The sequence below is a fragment of the Pseudomonas sp. DCA-1 genome, assembly GCF_046523955.1.
In the GTDB taxonomy this organism is placed as follows: domain Bacteria; phylum Pseudomonadota; class Gammaproteobacteria; order Pseudomonadales; family Pseudomonadaceae; genus Aquipseudomonas; species Aquipseudomonas putida_Y.
Window position 1 is genome coordinate 5,806,327 of the sequence record NZ_CP169881.1, and the last position, 21,333, is coordinate 5,827,659.

Annotated in this window: 18 protein-coding genes and 2 pseudogenes; 15 read left to right on the forward strand and 5 right to left on the reverse strand. The window is 52.6% G+C overall.

Going from position 1 to position 21,333, the window contains the following annotated elements:
* Positions 1 to 44 precede the first annotated feature (44 nt).
* Both ACE4QZ_RS27165 and ACE4QZ_RS27170 read left to right on the forward strand, forming a co-directional pair.
* The gene (locus ACE4QZ_RS27165) at positions 45 to 404 is read left to right on the forward strand and encodes a cupin domain-containing protein (RefSeq protein WP_021785238.1); all 360 of its coding nucleotides are present in this window, start codon (positions 45 to 47) and stop codon (positions 402 to 404) included.
* Positions 405 to 499: 95 nt separating this feature from the next.
* Entirely contained in the window at positions 500 to 703 is a 204-nt protein-coding gene (locus ACE4QZ_RS27170; RefSeq protein WP_021785239.1) for a hypothetical protein, read from the forward strand.
* A gap of 66 nt (positions 704 to 769) precedes the next feature.
* Here the strand turns inward: ACE4QZ_RS27170 and rpmG are convergent, their stop codons facing one another.
* On the reverse strand, positions 770 to 925 hold the full coding sequence (gene rpmG, locus ACE4QZ_RS27175; protein ID WP_003253507.1) for a 50S ribosomal protein L33: 156 nt from the start codon (positions 923 to 925) through the stop codon (positions 770 to 772).
* Between the two features lie 11 nt (positions 926 to 936).
* Entirely contained in the window at positions 937 to 1,173 is a 237-nt protein-coding gene (rpmB, locus tag ACE4QZ_RS27180; protein ID WP_003253504.1) for a 50S ribosomal protein L28, read from the reverse strand.
* 361 nt (positions 1,174 to 1,534) lie between these two features.
* Between rpmB and ACE4QZ_RS27185 the strand changes: the two genes are divergently transcribed.
* The gene (locus tag ACE4QZ_RS27185; RefSeq protein WP_021785240.1) at positions 1,535 to 3,124 is read left to right on the forward strand and encodes an ABC transporter substrate-binding protein; all 1,590 of its coding nucleotides are present in this window, start codon (positions 1,535 to 1,537) and stop codon (positions 3,122 to 3,124) included.
* Between the two features lie 318 nt (positions 3,125 to 3,442).
* Here ACE4QZ_RS27185 and ACE4QZ_RS27190 read toward each other — a convergent pair.
* Positions 3,443 to 3,607: pseudogene (locus tag ACE4QZ_RS27190) on the reverse strand (JAB domain-containing protein); the annotation flags it as partial.
* A 13-nt stretch (positions 3,608 to 3,620) separates the two neighbouring features.
* Between ACE4QZ_RS27190 and ACE4QZ_RS27195 the strand changes: the two are divergent.
* From ACE4QZ_RS27195 to ACE4QZ_RS27245, 11 genes are all read left to right on the forward strand, one after another.
* Positions 3,621 to 4,850, forward strand: coding sequence for a tyrosine-type recombinase/integrase (locus tag ACE4QZ_RS27195; protein WP_410480261.1), 1,230 nt, complete (start codon positions 3,621 to 3,623; stop codon positions 4,848 to 4,850).
* A complete protein-coding gene (locus ACE4QZ_RS27200) occupies positions 4,843 to 6,447 on the forward strand; it encodes a site-specific integrase (RefSeq protein WP_410480262.1) in 1,605 nt (534 codons plus the stop codon). The genes ACE4QZ_RS27195 and ACE4QZ_RS27200 overlap by 8 nt, the downstream gene beginning before the upstream one ends.
* Positions 6,444 to 8,855: a hypothetical protein gene (locus ACE4QZ_RS27205; protein WP_410480263.1), complete on the forward strand. Its 2,412-nt coding sequence runs from the start codon at positions 6,444 to 6,446 to the stop codon at positions 8,853 to 8,855. The genes ACE4QZ_RS27200 and ACE4QZ_RS27205 overlap by 4 nt, the downstream gene beginning before the upstream one ends.
* Positions 8,842 to 9,201: a hypothetical protein gene (locus ACE4QZ_RS27210; protein ID WP_373939460.1), complete on the forward strand. Its 360-nt coding sequence runs from the start codon at positions 8,842 to 8,844 to the stop codon at positions 9,199 to 9,201. Before ACE4QZ_RS27205 ends, ACE4QZ_RS27210 begins: the two co-directional genes overlap by 14 nt.
* Positions 9,202 to 9,754: 553 nt before the next feature.
* Entirely contained in the window at positions 9,755 to 10,030 is a 276-nt protein-coding gene (locus tag ACE4QZ_RS27215; protein ID WP_392472869.1) for a helix-turn-helix domain-containing protein, read from the forward strand.
* A gap of 400 nt (positions 10,031 to 10,430) precedes the next feature.
* A complete protein-coding gene (locus ACE4QZ_RS27220) occupies positions 10,431 to 10,637 on the forward strand; it encodes a hypothetical protein (RefSeq protein WP_373939458.1) in 207 nt (68 codons plus the stop codon).
* Positions 10,638 to 10,744: 107 nt separating this feature from the next.
* Positions 10,745 to 14,701 carry an NACHT domain-containing protein gene (locus tag ACE4QZ_RS27225; RefSeq protein ID WP_410480264.1) on the forward strand — a complete coding sequence of 1,319 codons (3,957 nt, stop codon included), beginning with the start codon at positions 10,745 to 10,747 and terminating at the stop codon, positions 14,699 to 14,701.
* A 381-nt stretch (positions 14,702 to 15,082) separates the two neighbouring features.
* A complete protein-coding gene (locus tag ACE4QZ_RS27230; protein WP_410480265.1) occupies positions 15,083 to 15,604 on the forward strand; it encodes an ATP-binding protein in 522 nt (173 codons plus the stop codon).
* Positions 15,605 to 15,640: 36 nt separating this feature from the next.
* Positions 15,641 to 16,705 carry an N-acetyltransferase gene (locus ACE4QZ_RS27235; protein WP_410480266.1) on the forward strand — a complete coding sequence of 355 codons (1,065 nt, stop codon included), beginning with the start codon at positions 15,641 to 15,643 and terminating at the stop codon, positions 16,703 to 16,705.
* The gene (locus tag ACE4QZ_RS27240) at positions 16,677 to 17,090 is read left to right on the forward strand and encodes an ASCH domain-containing protein (protein WP_410480267.1); all 414 of its coding nucleotides are present in this window, start codon (positions 16,677 to 16,679) and stop codon (positions 17,088 to 17,090) included. The genes ACE4QZ_RS27235 and ACE4QZ_RS27240 overlap by 29 nt, the downstream gene beginning before the upstream one ends.
* Before the next feature lie 13 nt (positions 17,091 to 17,103).
* Positions 17,104 to 17,679 (forward strand): GNAT family N-acetyltransferase, encoded by a 576-nt coding sequence (locus tag ACE4QZ_RS27245; RefSeq protein WP_410480268.1) that lies wholly within the window; start codon positions 17,104 to 17,106, stop codon positions 17,677 to 17,679.
* Here the strand turns inward: ACE4QZ_RS27245 and ACE4QZ_RS27250 are convergent.
* Both ACE4QZ_RS27250 and ACE4QZ_RS27255 read right to left on the reverse strand, forming a co-directional pair.
* Positions 17,662 to 18,975: a hypothetical protein gene (locus tag ACE4QZ_RS27250; protein WP_410480269.1), complete on the reverse strand. Its 1,314-nt coding sequence runs from the start codon at positions 18,973 to 18,975 to the stop codon at positions 17,662 to 17,664. The genes ACE4QZ_RS27245 and ACE4QZ_RS27250 overlap by 18 nt on opposite strands.
* Positions 18,976 to 19,476: 501 nt before the next feature.
* A pseudogene (locus ACE4QZ_RS27255) lies at positions 19,477 to 19,989 on the reverse strand (JAB domain-containing protein); the annotation flags it as partial.
* A gap of 127 nt (positions 19,990 to 20,116) precedes the next feature.
* Here ACE4QZ_RS27255 and coaBC point away from each other — a divergent pair.
* On the forward strand, positions 20,117 to 21,328 hold the full coding sequence (coaBC, locus tag ACE4QZ_RS27260; RefSeq protein ID WP_003253409.1) for a bifunctional phosphopantothenoylcysteine decarboxylase/phosphopantothenate--cysteine ligase CoaBC: 1,212 nt from the start codon (positions 20,117 to 20,119) through the stop codon (positions 21,326 to 21,328).
* Positions 21,329 to 21,333: the final 5 nt, after the last annotated feature.

Consider the following 21,333-nt stretch of genomic DNA (forward strand, 5'->3'; position numbering starts at 1 on the left):
GCCTACTGATGTTCATTTTATTAAACAACAACAGGAGCCGAACCATGAGTATTGACAGCATCATCGACTTCGCGCAGGTCATCACCGAAGCCGAACGCTACCGCCCGGCTGCAGAGAAAATTCTCAAGGGCGAGCCGGACCAGGCGGTCTACAACCATTATTCCAGCCCGTGCGGGCAGTTTGCCGCCGGCGTATGGGAAGGTGAGGTGGGCCAATGGGTGGTGAATTACACCGAGCACGAATACTGCGAGATCATCCATGGAGTTTCGGTGCTGCGCGACCAGGACGGCGGGTCGAAAACCTTGCGTGCCGGCGATCGGTTTGTCATCCCCGCCGGCTTCAAAGGCACCTGGGAAGTGCTGGAGCCGTGCCGCAAGATCTATGTGATGTTCGAGCAGAAGTAACCGCAGAAGTATCTATGTAGCGCAGGCAGTCTGCAGGCATGCGTGAGGATGGCCCTGCCCATGTCGGGCCATCCAACTTCATCAGGAAGAACACCATGACCAACGAAGAAGTGCTGCGAACCCTTGCCCACCTGGTCGGCACCCCTTACGCGCCAGCGCTCAAAGACACCATCCGCACCCTCACCGGCCGCCCCCGGGTAGTTGGCCCCAACGAGATGTCCACCCGCGAGTACGACGTCGAGCGCATCCAGATCAGGGCCGGCGCCGACCTACTGATCCAGGGTTTCGACTTCAATTGACCCCGCAGCAGACATAAAAAAACCCGCCTCCTTTCGGATGCGGGTTTTTTTCAGGTCGCCGATCAATTACTTGATCTTGGCTTCCTTGTACACCACGTGCTTGCGAACAACCGGATCATATTTCTTGATCTCGATTTTGTCCGGGGTGGTGCGCTTGTTCTTGTCGGTGGTGTAGAAGTGGCCGGTACCGGCACTCGAAACCAGACGGATCAATTCACGCATGATGCTCTCCCTTAAACCTTGGCGCCAGCTTTACGGATGTCAACCAGAACGGCGTCGATGCCGCGCTTGTCGATGATACGCATGCCTTTGGCGGAAACGCGCAGACGCACGAAACGCTTCTCGGATTCAACCCAGAAACGGTGGTGCTGCAGGTTCGGCAGGAAACGACGACGGGTTTTGTTGTTTGCGTGGGAAATGTTGTTCCCGGTTACTGGACCCTTACCAGTAACTTGACAGACTCTCGACATGACTCAGCCCTCTAAAACCACATGCCCAACCCGGCATGGGTTGGCCGCTTAATCTCTCAGTCTTTGGCGCCTGGGCGCCGTGATTCTGGAGGTCTTATCGACCGGATCCGCTTATGCGACAGGCCGAGCCCCTAGAAAAGAGCGCTGCTTTATACCAGAAAGACTTGGCTGCAACAACAGTAGATGCACATTGCCGCACTCCAGAACGCGCCGGGCCAGCATAGCGGCAGGCCCCGCCAGTCGTCGACCGCTCGTCGCAAGATTTGCAAAAAAGGGTGTGGTCATTTGCCGGCGGGCGCACTAGGGTAGGCTTTTTCCAGACTGCACTGGCAGATGGGCCACTGACAGCCAAGGAGCCACCATGCGTGCCGCCGCACTTTCCTTATTGTTCACCTCCCTGTTCGCCGCCGGCGTTGCCCAGGCCGCTCCGCTGAGTGTTTGCAGCGAGGCCAGCCCCGAAGGCTTCGACGTGGTGCAGTACAATTCGCTCACCACCACCAACGCCACCGCCGACGTGCTGATGAACCGCCTGGTGGAGTTCGACGCGGCGCAAGGCAAGGTGGTGCCCAGCCTGGCGACCAGCTGGACGGTGTCGGACGACGGCCTGGTGTATGACTTCACCCTGCGCGATGACGTGAAGTTTCACAGCACCGCCTATTTCAAGCCAAGCCGCAAGCTGAATGCCGACGATGTGCTGTTCAGCTTCCAGCGCATGCTCTACCCGGCCCATGCCTGGCACAAGACTGCGCCGGGCGGCTACCCGCACGCCCAGTCGCTGCAGCTGGGCAGCCTGATCAAGGCGATCGATGCACCGGCGCCGAACACCGTGCGCTTCACCCTCAGCCACCCGGACGCCACCTTCCTGGCCACCCTGAGCATGGGCTTCGCCTCGATCTACTCCGCCGAATACGCCGACAAACTGCTGAAGGCCGGCACGCCGGAGAAGCTGAACAGCCAACCGATCGGTACCGGGCCGTTCGTGTTCCAGCGTTTCCAGAAAGACGCCGTGGTGCGCTACCGCGCCAACCCGGACTACTTCGCCGGCAAGCCGGCGGTCGACCCGCTGATCTTCGCCATCACCACCGATGCCAACGTTCGCCTGCAGAAGCTCAAGCGTGGCGAGTGCCAGGTTGCCTTGTCGCCCAAGCCGCTGGACATTGCCGAAGCGGGCAAGGACGGTAATCTCAAGGTGGCCACTACACCGGCATTCATGACTGCCTTCGTCGCCATCAACAGCCAGCACCCACCCCTGAACAAGCCGGAAGTGCGCCAGGCCATCAACCTGGCCTTCGACAAGCAGGCCTACCTCAAGGCCGTGTTCGAAGACTCTGCAGTGGCGGCCAACGGCCCCTATCCGCCCAACACCTGGAGCTACGCCAAGGACCTGCCTGGCTACCCGCTGGACCTGAAGAAAGCCAAAGCCTTGCTGGCCAAGGCCGGGCTGGCCGAAGGCTTCAGTACCACCATCTGGACCCGGCCCTCGGGTAGCCTGCTCAACCCCAACCCCAGCCTTGGCGCGCAGATGCTGCAAGCCGACCTGGCGAAGATTGGTATCAAGGCAGAAATCCGCGTGATCGAATGGGGCGAGCTTATCCGCCGCGCCAAGGCCGGCGAGCATGACTTGCTGTTCATGGGCTGGGCAGGTGACAACGGCGATCCGGACAACTTCCTCAGCCCGCAGTTTTCCTGTGCGGCGGTCGAGTCAGGGACCAACTTCGCACGCTTCTGCGACAGCCGCCTCGACCAGCTGATCAGCGCCGGGCGCACCACCAACGACCAGAGCGTGCGCAGCCGGCTGTACCAGCAGGCGCAGACACTGATCCAGCAGCAGGCGCTGTGGGTGCCACTGGCGCACCCGACGGCGGCGACCTTGCTGCGCCAAGGCGTCGAGGGGTACCAGGTGAGCCCGTTCGGGCGGTTGGATTTCAGCAAGGTGACAGTGAGCAAGTAAGTTCTGGGGTGCCCGCCTTGAGGTTTGTGGCGCCTGGGAGATCGAGCGCCGCCCGCGCGGCGCATCGCGAGCGAAGCTCGCTCCTACATCTGTTTCGGGCCAGTAACGCCTGCGCCAGCGTGCGCGACCGCCTTGTTTGTCCGGCACGATATCGAGGTGGACACCAAGGCGCCGCGCGTCTCTCTACCAGGAATAACTGGCCCGAAACAGATGTAGGAGCGAGCTTCGCTCGCGATGCGCCGCGCGGGCGGCGCTCGATCTCCCAGGCACCACAAACCTCAAGACAGGCGCCTGCTACCCCTGACCCCATTGACCTACCTACGCCACAATCCACCCATGCTCGACCATCGACAACGGCTCCCCATCACCAATGATGATGTGATCCAGCACCCGCACATCGATCAACGCCAGCCCCCGCTTCAACGACAGGGTCAAATGCACATCGTCCTGACTCGGTTCACTGATCCCTGAAGGGTGGTTGTGGCACTTATGGTATATGTTCGAAAACGTTGCAGAGGTGGTGATACCGATGCCGAACGTACCTTGCTGCGAAATCCGAATGATCCGCACTGCTTCCAGCGGCCTCAGGCCGTATCTGCTGGTGGAGGGGGTTCCTGTGATACTAGCAAACCTCTGGGCAGAGGATTTGCTTCACAGATCGCGTCTCAACACCGTCGAGAACTACCTACGTGACATTGCGATCGCGTATGAGTGGGCTCTCAGCCGGGACTCCCCACTGGAAACGAAGCTTGAGCGCTTGGCGGTGTTCAGTTCAACGGAACTGACATCGCTGGCCGAGCGCCTCTGCTCCACCAGAGGCGGTGCGGCAGCGAGCCAATCGACTTGTACCCGTCGACTTGAAGCAGTCAAGTCATTCATCGATTTTTCCTTCGAGCACTACGTTGAGCTCAACCGGCTAGGCCTACTGGAGCAAAGCCAAGCGGAAAAAAATAAAGCCAAAAACCTACGAAATCTTCAAAAAAAGGTCATCAAGATTGCGCGGCAATCAGAACCGCCAATGCCTGCAACCCCACTTGATTCCGAGAGTCAAGCGTTATTCAAAGGCGTACTCCGTCCAGCTGACCTTAGAAATCCGTTCCACAACGAACAGCTTCAGGTCCGCAACTACTGCCTGTTTCTGGTCATGCTGGAGACACTTGCCAGACGTGGCGAGGTTGTACTGATTGAGTTGGACGACCTTGATCTAGGGCCCTCTCCAACCATTCGCATAAAGCGTCCCAGCGATATCAACAGGGAGCGGAGACAGGACGGGGCTAGTCTCAAGACACGCGGTCGGATAGTCCCCATTACCGCGTCGGTAGCCGCGATACTGAACGAATATATTTCCGATCATCGCCACAAACTGATCAAACCTAAAAGACCCTGTACAGCCCTATTCGTGAGTTCCCGTGATGGAAGGCGGTTGTCTGCGCGAACCGTAAACACCATTCTTCGTACCGTTGCAGCCAGCCTCGGTCTGCCAACTTTTTCAACACGGATTCACCCGCATGGTTTGAGAGCTACAGGAGCAAATATAGCTCGCAAAAAACTTGAAAAAAGCGGCGCTGCCAACATCAATGTAACAGATGCCCTGGCGTATCTGGGCGGATGGAGCCCGAACAGCGATAGCATGCAAAAATACTCTCGACAAGCTATATCAGATCGCCTCGGAGAAATACTTAGGATATCTGACAGAACACTTCCGGCGGAGAAAACTGATGATTAGTTCGCCGACTGAATTGACCGCAAAAATCGAAAGTAGATTCGGCATCGAGACAGACGACTTTCCTTTCAGGGTGCAATCTACCTTTGGTCAGACCATAACGCTTCGCAACGATACTGCATGGCTTGAAAATCTAAACATTGAAATTATTGGGTGCGGTCCGATGAATATTGCCTGGGGCCACCCGCTTCACAAAAATCTGTTTGTGGAGTGGCTTCTCAGAGGATGGTTCATAGATCGAGTCCAAACCCATATTGACCTTAGGCCGCTGATCCTGGTGCAGCGAATACTAGCCGCGCATCAGTTTCCGGGCAAGGATGCAGAAACCATTGGGGATCGACTCTCAACCTTTGCTGCACGCGAATGCATCCACCTGAAAACGTCCGGTCGTAATGACGAGTTAGTTGCCCTCCGAGTTTTCTATCGGTGGTGCCTAGACGAAGAAATTTCAGGATTCAATGAGCATGACAGTCTTGAGCTTTCTCAGTTGGCTGTAAAGGCGTTTGATAACAAGCACCTGGTCACGATGCGAGACGATGACTTCGGGCCCTTTACTCGGGTACAGCTGACGCACATTGAAATGAATATTTCCACAAGTGAGCATGTATCGCACATCCAGCGGACCATGTTTCTCCTGTGCCGTGATTGGGGAATTCGTCCAATCCAGCTGGCTCTTATGCAGATCACAGACTTTGGCATTGACGAAATTGGAGCTTTCGTCATGGTGCCAAGTGTGAAAGGGATTCGACGCTCAAGGCTTAGGAGGCACCCCAGTAATTTGAAGAAACGCTACATCTCCAAAGATACGGCAGAAGCTGTTCAGCAACAGTGCGTTTTGGCCGAGCACCAATGCAAGGCTGCATCAGGGGCAATTGAAAAGCTATGCTTAATGCATGGCATCAGCGTCCCTGAACTTCCAATTCCGTTGTTTCCTGCACCTTTCAGATCTATAACTCGTCTCCTGCGGTATCTAACCAATCCCAAATTGACTCCTTTTACTCTACATCAAGATAATCATCGTTTGAGCTATGAGCTCAGATCGCTTACTTGGGAACTCCAGTTACTTGACCCGCACAAAACCGCTAATGAAAGCGCATCTTTTATGCGTATTTCCGCGTACCGGCTTCGCAGAACCAAAGCAACCTCCATGGTCCTTTCTGGGGCGTCTCCGGACGAAGTCGCGGAAGCTCTCGACCATATAAATCTGAACTCGATAAAGCATTATTTCCGCTACAACCTTGAACTCCAAGAGTTCATTAACACCACTCACATGGCGAGCCCGGAAATCAATGCAGCAGTTAAAATGTGGTGTGGAAAGTTTATGGAGGAAACTGCTGACAGATCTGCATTATCACCTATAAGCAGCTTGGGATTATGCAGCTCAAAAAAACCATGCCCTTTTCACCCTACAGTTACTTGCTATGCGTGCCCTAAATTCAGGCCCAGCCGCCACGCAGACCATGAAGCTGCTCTAGCTGACATCACTAGATTTAAACAAATGCTGGGAAGCTCTTCTAGTGGCGCCATGGTCCAACAAGTCGAAGCAGCTATACACGGCGCCAAGTCGGTTCTTATCGCCGTAAAGGAGCTGAAAAATTGAGCGTTTCAATGGTCGTTCTTGATAAACGTTATGAGCTTGCACGCCAACAGTTCAATGACCTCAAATCGAGTGGCCTCGTGTCCGGAGATTTTGAGGGTAAGGTATGGCAATACAGATCGAGTAATATCCCATTTACGTCACTCGGCTCTGTGCAAAAACGACATGAAGATCAACCCGCTCTTCCGACAGTGACGGGAAAGCTCGCTCGCTGTTTCATAGCCCATGAAATGCTTAGGCGTCCGTCGGCCACCTTGGTCATCGGACGAATGGCAGCGGTCAGAAGGCTCTCAGCCGTAATGCTTAACTCTGACATCAAATGGAGCGACATAACACGCAAGGTTTTTGACACCACCGTGGACTCAATGAGGCAAGATCATTCTGAAGCCACGGTGTATCATCGAGCGAACGCCCTTAGGGCTTTTCTAAATTTCCTCAACAACTTCAGCATAACCAACAGTGGGGTACCGCTTCGGTTCCTTGATAGATTCATCAAGTGGAAGACTGGCGTACCTAACCCGACACACAGCAACTTTGAGCTCACCTCTGAACAATTCAGACACAGAGAAGAAACCCTATTCTCTCCTGACTTACACGAGGGCATCGCGAAAGCCCGATGCCTTATAAAAAATGATCCAAGCCTTGAGCCAATCAATGGCTTCGACAGAGTACGTCTAGAAGCGACTTGTTTCGGCATGGCGCTCGGCTTGAGGGTGGGTGAAATCACAAACTTGCCGAAAAATTGCCTCTTTCAGGACCATGATACTCATACAACTTTCGTGCGGGTCCCTGTTGAGAAAAATCTTATACCAGCCGCCGTACCAGTCGCAGATTTATGGAGCACTCCACTCACAGAAGCCTTTGAATATTTACAAGCATTTTGCCATGATGCAAGAGAGCGGGCCCTTGATATCGAAGCAAATGGTTTCTCCTTTGTAGATAAAGCACTCACCATCTACCGAGAAAAAAACCCATTAGAGCCCGGAGCTATAGATCAGCTCACATCGCTGGACCTAACCGTAGAGCACCACTACTTTGTTGACGAATTAACGAGTTGCTTTGAGATATCAGCCAAAGAGCTTTGCAGCGGCGGGCGATATTACGGCTGCGCCGTTGAACTTCCTAGAATAACAGCAGCACGCTTTGCGGTTTGGATAGACGAACGAATACTTAGGTGGGACTGGTCTAAATACCTGAATGGTTACAAAAAGAGTCGCTACAGCGTTTCGGTGCTAGACATCGGGGTTCACACCAAGTCATCGAAATCGTCGGTAAATAAATGCAAGTGGTTTAATGACGAGCTTCGAGTATTTCTTAAGGGGATGGTCAAATGCGGGCTCTTCAAGCCTGGTGCCCTGCCCTCATACGTGCAGCTGTTCGATATTAAAAGAGAGTGGGCCCGCATTAGAAAACTCATGCTGTCTAGAAGAGGGATGGGAGCGGGGGTTCCCTCTCTGGCCATAGACATCAGATTATTCAAGCGGGCTCTAGAAAAAAGGTACAGATCCCATTTGCAACGCCACTTTGACGAACAATTTTCGATGCCCGATGACGGAGAAGAAGCACCTTATAGCGCAAAATTTACGACTAAGGGCCACCCTAACAAACTCAGCGACAATTTGATTGTTATCTGGGAGAACCAATTTAATACGGTCTCACAGCAAGGTATTATCCCGCGCCCGCTTTCCAGGGCGGACCTTTACAACTACCTTTCTACCAATTCGTCAAAAACTACGATTTTTCAACGCCTTGATCTGAGGGACCGGAACGGGAAGATATTTTCCATCACCCCCCACCAGATCCGCCGCTGGGTTACCACGGCCATCCTACGCGCCGGCCCCTCTGAGACAGCGGTAGACCTCTGGATGGGGCGTACGCCACGCCAGAGCCGTCACTATGACTATCGCACGGCTAAAGAACGGGCAGAATATGTAAGATCTTTATACTTGACCGATCACCCACCCGAAGACTTTTTGGGAAAATTAGTCATCCGATGGCGGGAGGAGCAAGTCGCTGATGTTCTAATTGAAGAAATGATCATCCAGAAGCTGAGCATTTTAAATCTAACACCATGGGGCGGATGCTCACGTGAGTTGTACATCAGCCCTTGTGATAGAGGCCTCATGTGCGTCAGAGGGTTCGGCACGGAAGCGGGGTGCAAATCCTTTCATCTCAACCCAGAAGATCTAGAAGCAAAGGCCGCCATTGAGACTTTACTAACAGAATATGAGCGAATTATGAAGGTGATTTCTGAGAACCGAATTGATATAACAGCTAGTATCGAGGCTGAACTCGACAGCACCCATGAATTCGATCAGCATGTGTTGTTTGTTTGCGATATGGTTAAGAGCTGCAAGGCAGCTTTAAATGCATATAAAAATCAAAATAGGTGTCATCGTGAAGCAGGATAAAAAATGGAAGGAGCTTGCGAGGTCTATTCTTGCTGATTATAAGGAGGGTCGGATTACGGGGCCGCTCACACAAGGTGGGCTTGCTCAAAAAACCGCTGTCAGTCGCCAAACTCTCTGGAGGGATCAGGAAATCCGGGCTTTATATGCTGATACCCACTCATATCTCTTAGATGTAAAAAAGGCAGGACGAAAGGATAGAGATGCCAGGATTTTCGCTCTCGAAACGCAGCTCGAAAAAGCGAAGGTCGAGAATAATCGATTGATTCAGACGATTGTAAAAGCCGCACAACTCATGACAGAGGACGCTATTGACCCTAGGCGGTACTTCGACGACGCCACGTCCTAGCAAGAGGCCTATTCTCGTCGGTAAAGCTCTTTGAAGTCACACCGGCTCAGGCAATCGGTGCTGTTAGGCTGGCAATAGCGCCGGCCGTTCTGAACCGTGTAACACCTGTGCAAGCCATCCTCGCTTTCATGGATAGCCTCCAGAGGCTCCATTGACCACCCCCCGCTACCATTCATCCATCCAGGGGTGACAATTCGGAGGGATAGCGCAGCTGTTCCGCCTGCGGCCATTCGAGTGAAATGCTCAAGCCCCCGCATGTCCTCCAGAAAGAAGACTTCGACACACGTGTCCTCTCCCCGGGCTCTCGTAACCGTGATGTGGAGCCAGGGCGATGAAAGCCGTTGCTCTACGAAGTGCCAAGCCTGCTGATCCTCCGCCAGCCAGGCGTGGGAGCGATCCACCTCTGCCCATCGGTTGGTGATAAACATTCCAGCGTCCTCTCAAATGAACAGCATACATTGTAGTCATATACTGTTCGCGGGTGCCTCATCTTTCCTTTTGCGGAAGATGCAAAGTGGAACTGAAAAGCGCCTTTGGTCGGGTACTGCAATGGGTGAGAGTCAAGCGAAAGCTTACGCAGGAGGATTTCGCAACGGTCAGCAGCCGTACCTATATCAGTACGCTGGAAAGAGGAAGGTACGTACCCACGATTGAGAAGCTTGACTCCATAGCTCCGGTCCTAGCCGTGCACCCTGTCACACTTTTAGTAGGTAGCTATGCTCTGAAGGAAAATCGATCGGTAGCGGATTTGCTCAAGCAGGTGGCGATGGAAGCCGAACAGCTAGATCTTGGTGCTAGCCTTTCCCAGCCAAAACCGCCCTCCCCGTAGAACTGATGGCAATGCGAACATGGGGTTGGACTCGCTGGTTGTTAACCACTTTTTTGACCTGTAAAGCACTATGGTTAACACATCAAAAAAGTGGTTAACACGTCGCGCTTGACGCCACAGAGCAGGTACAAGAAAGCTCAGCCCCCATCACTACGATACTGCTTTCAATTCCGCCGCGGCGTAGTAGAGCGTTATACAAAAGAGTAAGAAGCGAACCTTGAATGGCAGTGGAGCCGCTGCTTTACGAGGCCCTTCGAGCGCTACGGAGCGTCGAGAAGCTCTAGATATGGGCTTGCGCGGCTCTGACTGCTGGCGAAAATTCTCGATAGCGTGGTGATGAATGTCCAGTTGATCGAAACCGACAGCCTGGCCGAACCAATGCACTGACGCTGGAGCACAAATGCCCATTCCGCCCAAAATTCTGTTTCCCGATCATCCTGCCTACACCGAGGCAATTGATGCCATGCGGCGGTATCACGTAGCTCAAGAAACAGGCGCACCCGCAGTCGAAGTGGAAAGGTTACGCTTGATTGCAGAGTCTCTGTTTCAAGCTGTAACCGATTATCAAATGAAAGCCCTAGGTATTGGCGGCGGAACTACTCATTGATCAACAGGTGCTCGGTAGCTGTTACACCACGCTGAATGGCAGCTTTCAACCCTAAATCTCAGCAGGATAGAATCAGGCTTGGGCACCGGATGAGGCGTCGGTAAGACATGAGTGAATGTGCAAATTTGACGGTGCACGAGATTGTTGAACGGACGCTTTGGTACGAAATCCCAAACGGTCGAGCCAAGCTGTCTCAAGTCGAGCTGCATGAGCGGAACGAACCTCTTCTCATTCTCGGGGAAGCGGGAATGGGAAAGTCACATCTGCTCGAATGGCTTGCAACCGCTCCCGGCTATGCACGCTGCACCGCTCGCCAACTGATCAATCGTCATGACCCGAGAACACTACTGGGCGACGCCAAGACGCTGGTGATTGATGCACTTGATGAGGTAAACGCTCAACAAGAAGGTGATGCGGTGGACTTAGTGCTACGCCAGCTTGGAAGACTTGGCTACCCGCACTTCGTGCTATCGTGCCGTGTCGCGGACTGGCGCAGCGCCACTGGGATAGAGGCTATTCGTGAGCAGTATCCAGAGGAGCCGCTTGAGCTGCATCTAGAGCCCTTTGATGAAGATGATGCAACAATCTTTCTAAGTGTCTCCCTTGGGGTCGAGAGCGCCAGAACGGTGGTCGAGCATTTCAACGCGCGCGGGCTCAACGGGCTACTTGGCAATCCACAGACCCTCAAACTCATCTCCACTGTCGCCGGATCGGGAAAGCTGCCGGAGACACGTAGCGAGCTCTTCAGTCGAGCAGTTGAGGTTTTGCGCGTCGAGCACCGGGATGCGAAGGCCCACATCCAGCTCGCACGAGAAACAGGTCTTGACACCGCAGGCGCTGCCTTTGCTGGTTTGATTCTTACTGGCAGCGAAGTCATCGTTCGAGCATCCGCAGCCAACTCCGCTGAAGGCGAGGTGCAGCTCGCCGATATTTCTCGCCTTCCTGACGGAGAGTTCATAGGGGAAATGCTTGGCACACGGTTATTCAAAGCCGATGGTGCCGATCGGTTTGGCTATGTGCATCGTCGTGTCGGCGAATATCTCGGGGCTCAATGGCTCGTGAAACAGGCTGACACCCCGCAAAAACGCAGGCGCCTGCTTTCAATGTTTCACAGCCATGGACTCGTGCCGGCAAGTTTACGTGGCATTCATGCGTGGCTTGCTCATGAGCCAGCTCTTGCTCAAGCGGTAATCTCCACTGATCCGATGGGCGTGATCGAATATGGTGATGCAGACGATCTCACCGTCGAGCAGGCTCGCTCGCTACTTGCCGCACTAGAGGTACTGGCTACCGACAATCCTCGTTTTCGGGCTTGGCAACCTTATTCGTTACGTGGCATCACACAACCCGAGCTCATTGGAGACATACGGCGACTGATTACAGCGCCGGACACGCCATTTGGTCTATGCCTCCTTCTGCTCGAAGCAGTAAAAGGTCAAAAGATTGCTTCACAGTTAACAGTTGATTTGCGAAGGATAATTCTCGAACCAAAGATCATTTTCGCGATCCGGAGAGCCGCAGGTGATGCTCTTTCCGAAATAGATGGTGAGGATGATTGGTCGACTATCCTGCACGCGCTACACGGCTATGAAGATGAACTTTCGACTCGACTAGCCATCGAGCTGATTGATGAGATTGGTTACGAGCGTGTAGACGACAGACTTATCGTCGATCTAGTGGTCGCTCACGCCCTCAATAACAGCAGTACGATTGGGGTACTGTTAGGCCTAAAAATGCGGCTTCCTGACTCTAGGATTGAAGGGATACTTGACCGCTTAGCCGTAGCAGCAGAAACACTTGGCAAGCGGTACGACCGTCCCGGAAATGACGTCTTAACTGATTTGGCATATCACCTGACCGCACGTCGCGTAGAAACCGGTGGCGTCACCGCCGAAAAGCTCTGGTCTTGGCTAGAACCATTTGATGCTAGCGCCGGATATCACCGCGAATCTCGCCAGCAGCTCGAGATCCTCATACGCCGCGAAGATCGTTTACGCCAGGCCGTACAGCGATATGTACTACTCGAACGACCCAGTCATCACAATCTTTGGCAATTAGCCTGGCGGTTGAGAGAGCGGTCATCCGCTTTTGCGCCGAACGCCGCTGATGTGATTGCGTTACTCGAGACGCTTGATCACTCGGATCACAGCGATGAACGTTGGCGCCATTTGGTTCAGCTCACTCCGCATGACGAACAGAATGGCTCTGAGGTTCGTGCAGTCGCAAGACGCTTCGCTGCGCACTCCACTGAGCTAATGGAGTGGGTCGAAAATCTTGTTGCGCCGGTTTTGTCAGAGTGGCAGACCAAGCAAGATGAAAGGGAGCGCGCTCGCCGAGCAAAGCAAACAGCTGCGCACGCACGACAGCGAAACGATTATGCGCTTCATCTCGATGAAATGCGCTCAGGCGACTACGGCACTGTCATCGCCCCTGCTAAAGCTTATCTCAAGCTGTTTAATGACATTGGAGACGATGTGCCAGCTCACAAGCGCGTCGCTCAATGGCTTGGAGACGATATCGGGGAGGTGGCGCATGTAGGGTTTGAAGCCTTCATGGTACTCAAACCAGCCAATCCCACGGCGCACGACATTGCGGAAAGCCTTGCACAAGGTCGGTACTATGAAGCTGCCTACATTATCGTCGCCGCACTCGCCGAACGTTTTCGGAAAGGTATAGGGTTCGATGACCTTTCTGATGAGCGTCTTATGGCAGGACTGTTCGAACTGCGTCGCTCCCACATCGACGATCAAGCAGGGATTGTTGGCTTAAGGGATGCGATAGAGACCGCTGTCCAGGTTCGCGGCATTTGGGGCAATGCAATGCGGCTTTACCATGAGCCTCAACTTCAAGCTAGATGTACATCAGTAGATGGCCTCTATTCACTTGTGCGAGACGAGCGCCATGCTGAGCTTGCAGTCGAGCTTGCTACGGAATGGTTAGAACGCTTTCCAAATATGCCGATCGGACCAGAAGCAGAATTGATCGATCGGCTTGTTCGCTCAGGACGATTCGAGTCATTACGCCGTGCAGCGGCAGGTCACTTAGGTCTAACCGACCATGAGAGAAGGCGAAACTGGGATGCGATTGGCCTTATTGTTGATTATGAGCCGACTGTAGCGCGGCTCAACGCTTCTTCGATTGAGCCCGAGCTGCTCTGGCATTTGCGGAGTCGCACAGCTGGCCACTTCGGCGAAGCTATCATCGATCTTAGTCCTATGCAGCTTGAATGGATCATCGCTACGTTACGCCCTCGCTGGCCGAAGGTAGACCGTCCAATGGGGACCACCTCTGGCGATACAAATCCTTGGGACGCGAGCAACTATTTGACCCACCTCATCCATCGCCTAGGAAATGACACCTGCGAAGATGCGGTCGCTGCGCTGGCGCGTTTGAGGAGCGCTCCAACTGACGGTTACACTGAGACGATCAAGATTGTTATTGCCGAGCAATCACGCATCCGTGTCGAAGCTGTCTATGCCCCTCCTACACTTGAGGCGATAAATGCGATTGCGCGCAATCTTCGCCCAGTGACCGCAGCCGATCTGCAGGCGTTGGTACTCGAAGAGCTCTTGATCGCCCAAGCGAAGGTCAAGAGCGACGATGCTGAATCGTGGCGCGGGTTCTATGACGACGATGGTATTCCTTATGCGGAGGAGCGTTGCCGTGATCATTTGCTGGGGCTGCTTCGCCAAGGATCCAAAGCGATCACGTTTGATCCGGAGGCACACGTTGCTGCAGACAAAGAAGTCGATATCGCTTGCTCTGCAGGTACACTTCGAGTGCCCATCGAAGTGAAGGGGCAGTGGCACCCGGAACTCTGGAGAGGTGCAGACAAGCAGCTTGAAGCGCTCTACACGCGGGATTGGCGAGCAGAAGGCCGCGGCATCTATCTCGTTCTCTGGTTTGGCGATCAAAAATCACCGAATAAGCGTCTTAAACCCCCTGGAAAAGGCGCGCTCACACCTCAAACGGCTGATGAGCTTCGGGAATTTCTTGTTACCGAAAGTAAGTCATCACGAGAAGGACGTGTCATTGTTGTCGTGCTTGATCTAGTGCGGCCTTAGCTAATGGAGCATGCTTTAAAGTGATGGCCTAGCGGTGGGGCCGAATATGAATGAGCGCCCCTCCCCTGAGCGATGAGGAGCCGGATCGGACCCACGAGATTGGGCGGACCAAACAATATGTGGCCAGAGCCGGCCCGAGCACACAAATTTTCGACACCACTGCAGCTGCTTCATCGCTTTGACCAACGCGGAGTTTGGGTTGCCGCCGCTCCGGCGCCAAGCAGGTAATAGCAGCCTTGCCGTAGACAGCACTAGCTCACATTGGTAGTGTCCAAAAAGGACTGACTGCATCTCGACGACCCTATGCAGTCTCGTCCAGCAAGCGCTTTCAGCAGTTAATATTTTAATGTTGCTTGCGCTTTCATCACCATGTAGGTGCCTATGATCATATTTGTAGCTGGCGTTTACGGATCTGGAAAAACTACCATATGCTCACGGTTGGCAGCAGATTTAGGTTATCTAAGCGTTAGTGCAAGTGAGTTAATTCGAGCGCGTCGAGGGAGTGCAACCTGGAACAGTTCCAAAAAAACCAAGGACATTGAGCGCAATCAAAGCATATTGATCGAAGCTGTCGCCGAGCTAAAGACATGCTATAGCAATATTATATTAGATGGTCACTTCGCGCTTATAGACTCAGAAGCCAAAATAACCATTCTACCCAAGAACGTCTTCAGCAAATTAAATATTGATAAAATAATTTTGATTGAGTCCGACACACATGAAGTAAAGTTACGCCTTAGAACGCGAGACAAAATGGAGTGGGATGAGCCACTCTTGAAGGAGCTTATGGACGCAGAAAGAAATAATGCTCTCGCTTACCATGAAGAAACCGGCATACCTCTACAAATATTTAACAACAAAAATTATCAGGCCATAGTCTCATATTTAACTAAAAAAGAATAATCATCACTTAAAAATACATGGATAAAGGAGTGTCAGATGAAGGGATTGCAATACAAAAAATTTTCAGAAACAGATGGAGATGATCCATTTTTTGACTCACTAAAGGAAGATTATAGTGAGTTTTGCGCATGGTATGCGAAGAAGGCGGCAACTGGTGAAGAGGCTTATGTATTCCACAACAGCCGTAAGAGGATGGATGGCTTTTTATATCTAAAACTTGAGACCAACCCGGATTCTAGCATCACCCCTCCCCTTCCAACTGGCGTAGCGTTAAAAGTAGGTACGCTTAAGATAAATGCTCATGGGACAAAGCTTGGCGAAAGATTCATTAAAAAAATATTTGACCATGCAATGAGCCATAAAGTCGACTACATATATGTCACAGTTTTCGAGAAGCATGCAGGCCTTATGGCCTTGTTGGAACGCTACGGTTTCGAAAAGCGCGCCACTAAAACTACGGCAAATGGATCTGAGCACGTCCTCATTAGGGACCTCCACCTGGTGACTGGCGACGTGGTTAAGGATTTTCCGCACTTTGAGCTGACCGATAGAAATTTTTATCTTCTTGCAATTTATCCAGAATATCACTCAGCATTTTTACCTGACTCAATTTTGAACGGAGAAAGTCACGACATATTGGAGGACGTGTCGCACACAAATAGCATACACAAGGTGTATATCTCCGGCATCAACAGAACTAAAAGCTTGAAACCTGGGGACGTTGTTGCTATCTATCGAACAAATGACGGTAAAGGCAAAGCGTATTATCGTTCCGTAGTTTCGTCACTGGGCGTTGTGGAGGAGGTACGACAGATAAGATCATTTAAAAACGAATCTCAATTCATAAAATACACAAAACCTTATAGCATCTTTACTATCGAACAACTCAAAGACTATTTTACTAATAAGCAGAAATCATATATAATCAAATTTACGTATAACGCCGCATTGAAAAGAAGAATTATTCGAAAGCGGCTTATCGAGGAATGCCTGATTAGCACCCGTACTCGGTGGGATTTCACCCAGCTTACAGAGAAACAGCTAAGATGGATTGCAAAAGAAGGTGAAATTAATGAAAGTCTTATTATCCATCAAGCCTGAGTACGCCAGCAAAATTCTTAGCGGCGAGAAAAAATATGAGTTCCGAAAGGTCTCATTTACCAATGCCGACGTTAAAACCGTAGTTATATATGCTACTAAACCTGTGGGTAAGGTAGTCGGTGAGTTTGAGATTTTAAAAATTTACAGCGACTCACCCTCGAAAATTTGGGAGCGGACCAAAAACTCGGCAGGCATCGACAAAAAATATTTTGACAGCTATTACAAGGGTAAGGATTTAGCGATTGCTATCGCGGTTGGAGCTGTTCACCAGTATGAATCCCCAAAAAATTTGTCTGAAGTTGGAGCGGGGATCTCCCCGCCGCAATCTTTCTGCTATATTAAACCTAACGAAGGCGAACAGCAGCGAGAACTGGAGCTCGGATAAGGATAGATTGATTATGATGAGTCTGTCGCGAGAGGTGGATATAGACTGGATCACCAGCTCATTGAAAGCTGTTGATCAGAAATTTTTGATCGCCAATCCTTGGGCGCACGACCTTGTGCTGCCCGTTATTATAGCTCATCTTCACGATCTTTCAGGTTACTATCCTGGCTTCAACGCTTGGTTGGATTACAAGGTAATACCTGGATTACTCTCAGGTGAGCGAAGCATTCTTCTTGAGCATAACCGCGGTAGTTTGTCTGGACTGGCTATAGTCAAGAATGATGGTCTTGAGAAGAAGTTGTGCTGCTTACGAGTTTTGCCTAGATTTCAGAATACTGGGGTCGGATTGAAATTGTTTGAGCGCTCGTTCCAAACTCTTGGCACTAGCATGCCTTTGCTATCAATTGCTGAGGAGCAAAAACCTGTTTTCGGCAGATTATTCAAATACTATGGCTTCGAATTGGCCAAAAAGTATCATGATTATTATAGGCCCATGAAAGACGAGCTCAGTTTCAATGGCTTAATCGAAGCTGAGCCCATTAGAGAAAACAACTTAAATTTTTCTCGAAAGTTAGTTTCTTTGACCTAACCGCTTGAGAGCTTTTTTCTTCAAGTGCTCAAACAATGGCCGGGCACCTATCAAAAAGAAACCGATGACCAGGTATGTCGAAAGACAGATTGCCTTCCACCCGCAGCCAGCGGGTACCGGTAGAGCAACACAAGTCGTGCTGATGTCCCACAACGCACTTCCCGACGCGCCAAAAATCACAACGAGTGTCACAAAACGCGCTATTGAAAGGTAGTCAGATCGAACTTTTGAAAAGCGCCCAAGAACGATTAAATCCTTGACTGATTCACCCTCCTTGCTAGCGGTCCACTGGTAACCCAAATAGTTCTTAACACTCGTTTCTTCAGAGATACCCACACTACTGTCCAAGCGAATGTATTCATTCCATACCTCTTCGTCCATAAGGGACCGATAGCCCTTATAATCCTTAGTATCAGAAACGCATACTTCATCTCGAATAGTTGTCAGAAAACAGTGGATTCTCTGAAACTTTGGGAATCTCAACTTATCATTACCGCTGAGAAGCTCCTCTGGAACACCGCGTCGTACATTTATCCTAAAATCAATGATCCGAGTCTCCGTATTGGAGCTGATCAACGCCCGGTCCTTTTGGATGAAATCCATCGTGTACACAGTAGGAGGGATATTTCGAACACGGAAGCGGATGTAAGCGGACTCTCTACGATCCTCTGTCAATGTACCGGCCGGACGACTAGGCAGCCTGATTGTCAAGCGAGTACATACGTTTTCGTCGCTCAGAAAAATTGGTTCGACTGTAAATAGCTGAGTATTCAAACGCACTAAAGAAAAAGGCTTCTCGTCGACGCCATCTCGCCTAAAACTTATATTGGCGTAATTACCTTCACCAAATCCGTCATAATGAACGACTTCATTAAAAATCGCAGCAACGCTCTTTTCGCCATTCAGCCTAGAACCAAGATCGCTTACGTCTTTTAACTCTACTTTCCACGGAAAGTCAACCACGACCGCAGAGTAAGCGTCGCGCTTACCGATCATAAGCCCGATATCCATGAAGGGAGACAGTCTATCACGACCGGTTTCCCACAAGTTTACATGCAACTCATCTTCAAGTTCTCTCTCCCAGAGCTCACCTGTTTTTTTGCGCTTCTCTACCTCCTTCGCCTTCCGCGCTTTAATAGCCTCCAGCCTATATCTAATTCGATTCTCTACATTAGATGGGGATTGGTGGTCTTCCTGAGGGATGGCCGTTGTCGGTGACTTTGGCGATCCGTACTTAACGGGCTCCTCCTCATCAGACAAGTACCTGACAATGATCCCTGAAAAAGAGTGGCGCATCGAAAGCGTCCTTGGAGTTCGGCGGAATTGCAAGGCATTTCACCTTTTTTTGTTGAGCATGTCAATAACAAGTCATTATCGGAAATATGATATAGCGCATTAATACAATTAACCATTTTAGTTAAAAATGGACGAATTACGTTTGGGTTGACACACATTTCGCCATAGTCGATTTACCAAGGCTGCGGTACACGCCTACGCTGGTCCATCTGATACTCTAGATGCCCCTTACGTCTCTAGGCAGCCTAGGCCTGGACATGGACGGTGCGCAGAACTACACAAAAATGCCTACTGATCCTCCTTGCCTAGAGAGTCGTGAGGACGCGGCCCCATGGGCGTGTTCCAAACCATTTGAGTCCGAGTGATCACAGCTTGGCCGTCAGCGACGGCACGATTTGCAACATTGATAGTGCAACATTGGAAGCTAGGAAATCGGCTTCATTCGGCTCTACGGCTGATGTTTCAGCGCGATGCAACCAAACTGTTGACACCATAACCCGTCAGGATCAATGCCGCAGCGTTGTGCACCAACGCCCGCCGCACCACCTCTCTCGGATAGACACTCGCCCGATCTATCGTGCCCCTGAACAGGATCTCAAATGCCAGTGGCCGGTGCTTGGTATCGAGAAACAGACACCCGAACACCTCGCTGGCCTCATGCCTGAGCATGGCTTTCAAGTAGCGTCGCACCGCTGCCGGGCTGTCCATGGCAGACTCCCGCTCAATCGACGTTGCAAGGTGCCTGCGGCCAATCTCAAGCAGTGCCTGCAGTTGGCTGTACCTCACCGGGCCCAACCCAAGCTCGCCGACGAAGGCCTCGCGGTCGGCCTCCAGCAACCGGCGCAAGCTTCCGAACTTCACCAACAAGCCTCGCGAAAGCTCCACGACATTACGCCCACGTACGCCTGAGCCGAGAAAAACGGCCAGCAGCTCCGCATCTGTCAGGCTCCCTGCCCCACGCTGCAACAACTTCTCCCTCGGCCGTTCTTCCGCCGGCCACTCCCTGATATTCATCCCGCCCCTCTGCCTTTGCTGCGGCCCTTTTCGGCCGTGTGTTAATCTATTTCGCCTCGTACATGCGACGTTCCGCCGCAGGCATTTCAAACGTCGTCGCCCGCTCTCACTGGAAAAAGGCAAGCCTATGCAGCGGCTGTATCGCAAGCGCATCGTTCTCGGCGTGGGTGGCGGCATTGCCGCCTACAAAAGCGCCGAGCTGATTCGCCGTCTCCTGGAGCACGGCGCGCAGGTGCGCGTCGTCATGACCCGCGGTGGTGCCGAATTCATCACCCCGCTGACCCTGCAGGCGCTGTCGGGCCACCCGGTTCACATGGACCTGCTCGACCCGGCCGCCGAAGCAGCCATGGGCCATATCGAACTGGCCAAGTGGGCGGACCTGGTGCTGATCGCGCCAGCCACCGCCGACCTCATGGCACGCATGGCCCAGGGCATGGCAGACGACCTGCTGACCACGCTGGTGCTGGCCACTGACGCCACCGTCGCGGTGGCACCGGCGATGAACCAGGCCATGTGGCGTGACCCGGCCACCCAGGCCAACCTCGAGCTGCTTAAAAGCCGTGGCATTCAGGTGTTCGGCCCGGCATCCGGCAGCCAGGCCTGTGGCGACGTCGGCCTGGGGCGCATGCTCGAAGCCACCGACCTGGCCTGGTGCGCAGCGGAAAGCTTCAAGCGCCAGGCACTGACCGGCAAGCACGTGCTGATCACCGCCGGGCCGACCCAGGAAAACATCGACCCGGTGCGCTACATCACCAATCATAGCTCCGGCAAGATGGGCTTCGCCCTGGCCGAAGCGGCCGCCGAAGCAGGGGCTCGGGTGACCCTCGTCACGGGCCCCGTGCACTTGCCAACCCCTGACCGGGTCAGCCGCATCGACGTCGTCAGCGCGCGGGACATGCTCGCGGCCTGTGAAGCGGCCATGCCGTGCGACCTGTTCATTGCCTCGGCAGCGGTTGCGGACTACCGCCCCGAAGTGGTTGCCACACAAAAACTGAAGAAAGATCCTACGACCGGCGACGGCATGCTGCTGCAGATGGTGCGCAATCCCGATATCCTTGCCACCATTGCTGGCCGCGCCGACCGCCCATTCAGCGTCGGCTTTGCCGCCGAAACCGAGCACCTGCTCGATTACGCCACGCGCAAGCTCAAGGACAAGAACCTCGACCTGATCGTCGCCAATGATGTGGCCAACCCCAGCATCGGCTTCAACAGCGAAGAAAACGCCTTGACCGTGATCGACCGCCAGCAGCACCAGACTCTCTTCGCGCAGACCAGCAAGGGCAAGATCGCCCGGCAACTGGTCGCCTTCATCGCCGAACGGCTCAACCAGGTTCAATAAGTTAC